Annotated in this window: 3 protein-coding genes and 2 pseudogenes; 1 reads left to right on the plus strand and 4 read right to left on the minus strand. The window is 73.8% G+C overall.

Annotation, left to right across the window (positions count from 1 at the left end; translation table 11 throughout):
- The 4 genes and pseudogenes from ABD841_RS26740 to ABD841_RS26755 form a co-directional block, all read right to left on the minus strand.
- Nucleotides 1–1189, minus strand: a pseudogene (locus tag ABD841_RS26740) (hypothetical protein); the annotation flags it as partial.
- Between the two features lie 107 nt (nt 1190–1296).
- Nucleotides 1297–1695: a (deoxy)nucleoside triphosphate pyrophosphohydrolase gene (locus ABD841_RS26745; protein WP_344977533.1), complete on the minus strand. Its 399-nt coding sequence runs from the start codon at nt 1693–1695 to the stop codon at nt 1297–1299.
- A 183-nt stretch (nt 1696–1878) separates the two neighbouring features.
- The gene (locus tag ABD841_RS26750) at nt 1879–2976 is read right to left on the minus strand and encodes a C40 family peptidase (protein ID WP_344977536.1); all 1098 of its coding nucleotides are present in this window, start codon (nt 2974–2976) and stop codon (nt 1879–1881) included.
- Nucleotides 2977–3109: 133 nt separating this feature from the next.
- Nucleotides 3110–3781 (minus strand): hypothetical protein, encoded by a 672-nt coding sequence (locus ABD841_RS26755; protein WP_344977539.1) that lies wholly within the window; start codon nt 3779–3781, stop codon nt 3110–3112.
- Between the two features lie 9 nt (nt 3782–3790).
- Between ABD841_RS26755 and ABD841_RS26760 the strand changes: the two are divergent.
- A pseudogene (locus ABD841_RS26760) lies at nt 3791–4439 on the plus strand (hypothetical protein); the annotation flags it as partial.

Here is a 4439-nt window from a genome sequence, read left to right on the forward strand (position 1 = left end):
GCGCCCCTGTCTGCATTCCAGCCAGTCCGGGGGCTTGCGGAACCTGCACGCTCGTCTGCGCCGGGGAGAGCCGCCCGGTGGTCCCCTGCCGACCGGCCGGCCGCCGGCCCGTGCCCTGCCGTGCGGAGGTCCGGTGGGTCACCGGGCGGTAGGCGGTCCGGGGCGAGGCCGCGCGAGGACCGGAGTTCCGCGTCAGGGCGGCCGCGGTCTGCCGCGGGGTCGTCTCCCCGCCGACGTCCGACGACCTGGAGCCGGCGGCGCCCGGAGACCGGGGAAGGGAGGCGACCTGCGGACGGGCCCCGGAGGTGGGGGACGAGGTGACCGGGGACGCGGCCGGTGGCCCGAGCACGGTGGGGGGGACGGCCGACGGCCTGGAACCGGGCGTTGCGGACGGCCTGGAACCGGGGGCCTGCGCCGGCGGCGCCGGGTTCGCACCCGGGAGAGCTCCGCCTGCGACGGGCGGCCGTGCCGCCGTGGGCGCGGAGGATCGTTCAAGAACCTCCGACAGGAAGGCGAGAACGGCCTTGTCGGCTTTCTCCTCGGCTGTTCCGCCCCCGGCTTCCCCGCCGTCACTCCCCTGGTCCGCGGGCTCCGGACCACTCCCCCGGCCCGCGGCGGGCTCGTCGAGCGCCCGGGACGCCGGCAACGCCTCCGGCGGCACGCCGGGTGCGGATCCGGGCACGGCGGGACGGGCCTGTTCCGCCGCGCGGGCGGGCCCGGCCGCCGCGGTCTCGGACCGCGGGCTGCGAATCGTGTCCCGGGTCTGCTGCGTCACCGTCTCCCCGGCGGACCCGCGCATCGTGGCCACCGTGGTCACCGTGATGTCGCGCCGCCTGTCCGGGACGGCGAGCAGCACGTCGACCGACCTGCCCGTCGCGGCGACATCACCGACCGCGCACACCGCCACCCCCTCGGGCAGCGGCGTGCCGGGCACGGTGCTCACGGGGCACTCGACGCCCCTGAGCACCCCGGCGGGTCTCGTCACAAGCGCCAGGCGCGCGTCGGTGCCCGGCCCTTCCAGACGCACCCGGAAGCGGATCACCTCACCGGGCCGGCTCCACGTCGACCACACCCCGGCCCCGGCGGCGGCGACCAGGTCGAGGGGCGACGGGACGGGCTCATCGGCCTCGACGGCGTACACCGCCGACCCTCCGCCGAGGACGAGCACCCCCGCCCCGAAAGCCGACACGATCCGAGCACCACGCCACCACACGGCCACCGCATCTCTCCGTTCCCCGGGTACGGACACGCGACATCGCTACGCACAGTAGCAGTTATGTCACGCGGCGGAGCCGATCAATCCTCGTTGAAACGACCTTGCCCACCGTTGAGGAGACCTTGCACGGCCCGCACTATCGGCAGGTCCGCGGGGAGCCACGGCACGTCGTACAACTCGTGGTCGTGCAGCCAGCGCAACTCCAGGTGCTCGCGGGCCTCGGGCCTGCCCTCGACGATCTCCGCCAGCCAGACCCGGAGCACGTAGCCCCCGGTCAGCCCCCAGTCTCCACCGACCCGCTCGCCGACTTTGATCACGACTCCGAGCTCCTCCTGGCACTCACGGAGCAGCGCCGTGTGCTCGTCCTCCCCCGGATCGACCTTCCCGCCGGGCAGTTCCCAGCCACCGGCCAGCTCGGGCGGCTCGGCGCGCTGGGCGGCGAGCAGCCTGCCGCCGCCGTCGACGATGGCGGCGCCCACAACGACCTTGTCCGTGACTCCTCCGCCCTCTGAACCTGGAGAGGGCGGCTTCTCGCCCCCTCCCCCGAGGCGGGCGACGGCCGAGCCCTGACCGTTCCGAACAGGAAAACCATAGCGGAGAGGCGAATTCCCCTCCGGTGAATCCGGCAGTCCCCGCACCGGGCGTGCGGGGACCGGGTTGTGTCAGCCCTGCGCCTTCAGCCTGAGCTGTTCCAGGATCTGCGGGTTCTGCAGCGGCCGGGTGAACCCCACGATCGCGGTGCGGTCACGGTAGGTGGTGACCTTGATCGGCCCGCACAGGCGGCACCTGGCCTCGATCATCTTGCCCGGCGAGACCACCATACCCACGTGCCCGGGGTTGTCGAAGCTGGTGCCGGGACCGGAGTTGAAGAAGACGAGGTCTCCCGCCTGTTCCTCGCCCGCCTTGATCTTCACGCCGAACGGCCACTGGCCGAACGTGGTGCGCGGGATGTTCAGGCCGACGCTCCGGTAGGCCATGTAGATGATCCCGGAGCAGTCGTAGCCGGCGGGCCCGGTGCCGCCCCAGATGTAGGGCTTGCCGCGCTGGGCGAGGGCGTACTCCAGAATCGCGGCGACCGTGTCGCTGGGCGCGGCCTCCACCAGCGGCTCGTCGCAGGCCTCGTCGGTGTCCGGCGGCGTGGCGACCTCACCGTCCTTCGCGTACTTCTTGGCGATCTCCATGACCTGGTCCACGTACCACCAGGCCCGGTTGTAGACGAACAGCGAGCGCCGCACGTCCTCCGGCGCGCCGTTGCGCTTGAGCATCTTCGCCGCGCCCAGGATGGCGTCCGCCGGGTTGTACACGTCGGCCCAGCCGTCCCCGTCGCCGTCGGAGGCGTAGCCGTTGAACGTGGACGGGATCTTGATCTTGGGCTTGCCGCCCCAGGTGCTGATCAGGAACTGCATGGGCCCGGCGGCACCGGCGTAGTTGGTGCCGCTGCGCACGCCGGGGAGCGTGGAGCGCCCGTGGTCGGTCTCCCGCTTGCCGACCCCGGCGAGCACGTTCCACTGCACGCCGATCTTCTTGCCGTGCTCGCGGTAGAGCTTCAGGTACTCCTCCGGGATGTCCGACGTCGCGGTCTCCGACTGGTCGCTCGCCGCCTGCGCGGTCTGCCCGCAGTCGGGCAGCCCCGCGCCGGTGATGGACGGGAAGGACGGGAAACTGCCGACCACCAGCATCGGCGCCATGATCAGCGTGGTCAGGCAGAGCATGGCGACCCCGAGAATGAGCAGGAGACGCAGATGCTTGCCACTTCTCATGCGGTCGTGCCCTTCCTCCGGTACCGCCGGTCGCCCGAGTCCGCGACCGTGCCGTTCATCGCGGTCACGCCCCTCATCCGGTCTCGCCGGCCGTCCGAGGCGGTGACCGCGCCGCTCATCGCGTTCGTGTCCTTCATCCGGTGCCGCCGGTTTCCAGGGGCTGATCGTCTCCCTCCTGGCCGGAGTCGGCCGGCTGGAGGTCGTGGACCCGCCACTCGCTGCCGGCCTGGACGAGCGTGACGGCGTACTCCGCGGTCCTCTCGCTCGCCCCGCTCCTGGCCGTGACGTTCTGCGTGCCGACGACCACGAAGATCACCGATGCGCTGTCGATCTGCCGGATCTCCTTCACCCGCGCCGACCCGACCGAGACGACCTCGTCGGCCTTGTTGCTCTCGATCGTCCCGGCCGAGGTGAGGGTGCGCAGCAGCACCCCGGCGAAATCCTCGGTGGTGTAACTCCTGAGACGGCCGCCGTAGGCCGCCGGATCCTCGTCGTAGCTGAAGGTGCCGTACTCGGCGGTGAACCGCTGCGCGTAGTCGGCGGCGGCGGCCAGTTCCTGCTTGGTCATCGGCAGGTAGGAGTAGACGTCGAAGGGGGCGTTGCTCGCCGTCGCCGCCGGGCGCGCCGGCTCGGCGGCCGGGTCCTGCGCGGACCCGGCCACGGTACGGTCGGCGCCGACCGGCTCGGCCCCGGTCCGGAGGTCGCCGCCGGAGTCGGGCCACATGGTGAGGTAGATCCCGACTGCGGCGAGCATCACCACCAGCACCGCGAAGACGACCCCCCGCCGGGTGCCTCCTTCGGTCATCGTCAGTCCTTGCCGGGACTGGACGGGCGCAGCCAGAACGGGGCAGCCGTCTCACCGGCCTCCCGGCCCCGGTCGGAGCGCCTGGTGATCCAGAGCGGAGGCGCCTCGGAGGACCGGTTCGAGTGCCCGGCGTCGCGGTTCCTCGATCCGCCGGAGGAGCCTCCGGAGCCGCCGAAGATGCCGCCGCCCGAACCGGACCCGCCGGAGCCGCCGCGCGGGCCGGAGCCCGAGGAGCCACGTCCGGAGCCCGACGAACCCGAGCCCGAGGAGGACCGGGAGCCGCCGCCGAAGAAGCCGCCGCCCGAGCGGCCGCCGCCACCGCCGCCCGAGGTGGGCGCGGAGGACCGGCCGCCGGAGGGGGCCGGGGCGCGGCCCCCGGAGGGCCTGGCCGCCGGGGAGACGGAGGACCGGCCGCCCGACCCACCGCCCGAAGAGGATCCGCCGCCCGAGGACGACGCGCCGCCCTGCGGGGCCCAGCCGCCGCCGGGACGACCGCCGAACCAGCCGCCGGAGCCGCGCGCCGGGGAACCCCCGGACCTGGCCGGGGACGCGCCACCGCCCGCCGCACCGGTGCGGGAGAGGTTGAGCGGCGGTGCCGCGCCGGGACGGGCCGCGGTCACCGGGCGAGCCGTGCCCCGGCGCCGCCCACCGGCCTGCG

Source organism: Streptosporangium fragile, assembly GCF_039534445.1.
Classification (GTDB): domain Bacteria; phylum Actinomycetota; class Actinomycetes; order Streptosporangiales; family Streptosporangiaceae; genus Streptosporangium; species Streptosporangium fragile.

Coding starts and splice junctions, on each gene's coding strand:
- ABD841_RS26750 (WP_344977536.1), bottom strand. CDS start 2,976: ATGAGAAGTGGCAAGCATCTGCGTCTCCTGCTCATTCTCGGGGTCGCC.
- ABD841_RS26755 (WP_344977539.1), bottom strand. CDS start 3,781: ATGACCGAAGGAGGCACCCGGCGGGGGGTCGTCTTCGCGGTGCTGGTG.